Consider the following 4169-nt stretch of genomic DNA (forward strand, 5'->3'; position numbering starts at 1 on the left):
CCGGAGGTGAGGGAGGTGAGGCCGGAGGCGACGGCGGCGAGCTGGTCGGCGCGGTCGCGGGGGAAACCTTCGGACATGCACAGCAGGAGGCCGTCCGCGGAGACCACCACCGTGTGCGACACCCCAGGGGTGTTGTCCACGAAATTGGTGATCAGCCAGTTCAGGTTCTGTGCGGCCTGGCTCATCTGACTCAACTCAACGCTCCTGGTGGTTCGAGCCGCCGAAGAGATCGGTGCTGCGGTTCTGCTGTCCGTTGCCGGACGGGTCTACCTGATCGGGGTCGATCCGGAAGCTTCCGGTGTTGCCGGCGCTGCGGCCCTGCTCCACGCCGCGGCGCAGGTTGGTGAGCCGGCCGCGGACCTCCTCGGGGCTGCGGGAGACCTGCGGCCCGTCCTGCGGAGTGGGCTTGGCGTTGCCGGCCACCAGGTTCTGCTTGGGCACCCGCCGGGGCAGGCCGGACGAGGTGGTCCCGCCGGAGGCGGGCTCGCGCAGCTGCTCGGCACGCTGCCAGGCGCCGTCGTTGGGCGACTGCCAGGCGGCGCTGGTCGGGCCGGTCGGTCCGGTGGGACCGTAACCGCCCAGCGCGGACACCTCGTGTCCGCGCGGTTCGGCGGGCGCCGAGGTGTCCTTGGCGCCGGCGAACCAGTTCGGGGTCTCGCCGGTGTCCTGGCCGCCGCCCTGCTGCGGCGCGGCGGCGGGGCCAGCCCCGGCCAGCTGCTGGCCGGGGCGGCGCTGCGGCAGCCCGGACGGCAGGGTGGCGGCGGGCTGGGCGGCCGGCAGGGCCGGCGGCTCCGGGGTGTACGGGTGGCCGGCCGGGGCCTCCTCGGCCCCGTACTGCTCGTCGGCGTAGCCGTCGTAGCCCGGGTACTGGCCGTACTGGTCGTCCTGGCCCTGGTTCTGGCCCTGGTCCTGACCGTACTGGTCGTCGCCGTAACCCTGCTGGGGGAACCGGCCGTAGGCGTCCTGGCCGTAGTCGTTCTGCCCGTACTCGGTCCCGGCGTAGCCGTCCTGGGCGTACCCGTCCTGGGTGTAACCGCCCTGGTCGTAGCCGTACTGCTGGTCGGCGTAGCCGGACTGGTCGTAGCCCTGCTGGGGGTACTGGCCGTCCTGGCCGTCCTGGCCGTAGCCCTCGTCGTTGCGCCGGCCGTACGCCGGGTACTCCTCCTCGACCTCGGCGTCGAGCACCTGCCGCTCCTCCGGCCCGAGCGGGCCGGACTCCAGGGCCGCGCGGCGGACCTGGTCGAGCCGCTGCGAGCGCTGGACGGCCTCCAGGGCCGGGCTGAAGCCGCTGGACCCGGCGCTGCCGTTGCCGGTGAGGTGGTCGTCGAAGCCCAGCTCGGCGGCGCTGCGCGGCTGGTTCTGCTGGACCTCGGCGGCCCAGTCGGCCGCGGACGGCTCCTGCTCGGCGAAGATCCGGGAGACGGTGAACTGCTCCTCCGGCTCCGGGGCGGCGCCCATCTGGGTCAGGAACGGCGGGAGCATGACCAGCGAGGTGGTGCCCGCGGACTCGCCCGAGGGGCGGAGCTGGACACGGACGTCGTGCCGCTGGGAGAGCCGGCCGACCACGAAGAGGCCCATGCGGCGGGAGATGGTGGCGTCGACGGTGGGCGGCTCGGCCAGCTTCTCGTTGATCTCGGCGAAGTCCTCGGCGGTGAGGCCGATGCCCTTGTCGTGGATCTCGACCAGCACCCGGCCGTCCGGCAGGCGGGTGGCGTTGACCAGCACCCGGGTCTGCGGGCTGGAGAACGAGGTGGCGTTCTCCAGCAGCTCGGCGAGCAGGTGGACGAGGTCGGTCACGGCGGCGCCGACGACCTCGGCCTCGGGGATGCCGGAGAGCTCGACGCGCTCGTACTGCTCCACCTCGGACGCGGCGGCGCGGAGCACGTCGACCAGCGGGACCGGGGTGTTCCAGCGGCGGCCGGCCTCCTCGCCCGCGAGGACGAGCAGGTTCTCACCGTTGCGGCGCATACGGGTGGCGAGGTGGTCCAGCTTGAAGAGGTTCTCCAGCTGGTCCGGGTCGGCCTCGTTGTTCTCCAGGTCGGTGATCAGCGCCAGCTGGCGCTGGATCAGGCTCTGGCTGCGGCGCGACAGGTTGGTGAAGATCGCGTTGACGTTGCCTCGCAGCAGGGCCTGCTCGGCGGCGAGCGCGACCGCCTGCCGGTGGACCTGGTCGAAGGCCCGGGCGACCTCGCCGATCTCGTCCTTGCCGTGCAGCGGGATCTGGCTGACCGAGGTGTCCACCCGGTCCGGGTCGGTCTTGGAGAGCCGCTCGACGAGGTCCGGCAGGCGGTGGTCGGCGATCTCCAGGGCGGCGTTGCGCAGGGTGCGCATGCCCAGGATCATCGAGCGGGCCACGTAGCCGGTGAGGACACCGGCGAGGACCAGCGCGGCGAGCACGATCGCCGAGTTGAGGATGGCGTCGTAGAGCGCGTTGTCCCGCAGGTCGGCGGCGTCGTTGAGGACGTCGTCCAGCAGCGCGACCTCGGTGGCGCGCAGGCTGGCGATGTGGGTGTTGGAGGCCTGCTCCCAGTTCTCCTTGGTCAGACCGGAGTCCTTGGCCTCCTTGTAGGCGGCGTCGGCGGCGGCCTTGCCCTTGGACTGGCCCTCGGCGGCGGCCTGCGTGTAGGCGGCGCCGAGGCCCAGCAGGCCCGTCATGGTCGGCACGCTGCCGTTCGGCATCCGGTACGCGGCGCGCTGGTCGGCGGCGGCCTGGGCGACCTGGGCGTCGGCGTAGCGCTGGGCGTCCTCGGGGGCGCTGCCGGTGTTGAACTCGGAGAGCGAGACCTGCTCCAGCTTCTGGGAGACCAGGAGCTGCTGGATCAGGTCGGTGTTCTCGTACCGGGTGGTGGACTGGGCCGAGATGCCGACCAGCAGGTGGAGCATCAGCGCGCGCTGGGTCGAGGCCGAGGCCTTGGCCAGCGACATGGCGTAGATCGCGCGGCCCTTGCTGGTGATGTTGCTGCTGCCGAGGCCGACCGAGTTGTCGTAGGCCAGCAGCGGCGCGATCATCGTCGAGTACGCGGACTGGGTCGCGGTGGCGAACAGCTCGGGCTTGTAGGCGACGTCGCGCAGGTGCGGGAGGAACAGCACCATGCTCTGGAAGGCCGCGTGCCGGTGGGGCAGTTCGGCGGACTTGTCGCTGGCGTCGTAGGCCGCGTTGTACGCCTTGAGCGCGGTGTCTGTGGTGGCGCGGGTCTTCGGGACGTCGCCGTTCGGGTCCTGGCCGGTCAGCAGGGGGCTGAGCGACTTGTCGCGCTCGTTCTCCAGCGCCTCGGCGAGTTCGGTGGCCGCCTTGGCGAGGCGGGCGGTCTTCTCGGCGCGGGATGCCTTGACGTAGCCGTCGACCGAGGTGTTGACGCGCAGGCCGCCGAAGATCAGGCCGATGATGACCGGGATCAACAGGATGGCTATCAGACGGGCCGGCACACGCCAGTTCCGCGGCCGGAGGAAGTCGTACCGACCACCCTTGCCGCCGCTGCCTCCGTCGTCCGCCGAGCCACCGCTGCGGCGCTCCGTGGAGGCGGCCGGCGGCTTCGGGGAGGGGGCCGGGGGTCGCTCCTCGACCGGCGTGAACGCGGAGAATCCGGCCGGGTCCGTTGCGGTACCGTTCGGCTCGCTCTGGCGGGGCTCGGAGCGCCGCTGCGGGGCGACCTGCTGCTTACGCCTCACTCGACAACAACCTCTCGGCCGATTGGCGGCCATGGATCAATCCAGCGCTACCCCTGGCAGCGGCCCGCTGGTGGTGGGACTGCCGAAATGGATTTAGGGGTAGCTGGAATTTCAGCACGTGCAGGGATGGGGGACAAACAGGTGTCGATGGCGGCCTGCTGTGGAGCAATCCGGACATTAGCCGACATCGAGGGGCAAAACCGTGGTCTTCTGGCGCTGAGCGATGCTAATTCGCTACGCATGGTCACTGTTGATCACAAAATGCCTACCGAACTGTTATCCGCTGCTTATGTGGGGGTCTTGCGCGGGCCGCCGCGGCGACACCCGCGCCCTAGCCGCAGCTGCCCCGGTGCCCGACCGTGACGGCGGGGCACCGGGGCGTGCGACCTGCGGGTTCCCGCTCAGCGCAGGCGGGCGAGGAGGGCGTGTTCGACGAGGGTGATGAGGGCGCTCTTGGCGCTGTCGCGTCGTCGGGCGTCGAGGGTGATGACGGGGGTGTC

Annotated in this window: 2 protein-coding genes and 1 pseudogene; all 3 read right to left on the reverse strand. The window is 71.4% G+C overall.

Annotated elements, in window-relative coordinates:
• Positions 1-185, reverse strand: a 185-nt coding sequence (locus tag ABZ497_RS36580) for a roadblock/LC7 domain-containing protein (RefSeq protein ID WP_352291689.1), incomplete at its 3' end; no start/stop codon positions are given.
• A 10-nt stretch (positions 186-195) separates the two neighbouring features.
• Positions 196-3669 carry a nitrate- and nitrite sensing domain-containing protein gene (locus ABZ497_RS36585; RefSeq protein ID WP_359812428.1) on the reverse strand — a complete coding sequence of 1158 codons (3474 nt, stop codon included), beginning with the start codon at positions 3667-3669 and terminating at the stop codon, positions 196-198.
• A gap of 401 nt (positions 3670-4070) precedes the next feature.
• Positions 4071-4169 (reverse strand): annotated as a pseudogene (locus ABZ497_RS36590) (ATP-binding protein); the annotation flags it as partial.

This window comes from Kitasatospora sp. NPDC005751, from assembly GCF_040630835.1.
Taxonomy (GTDB): Bacteria; Actinomycetota; Actinomycetes; order Streptomycetales; family Streptomycetaceae; genus Kitasatospora.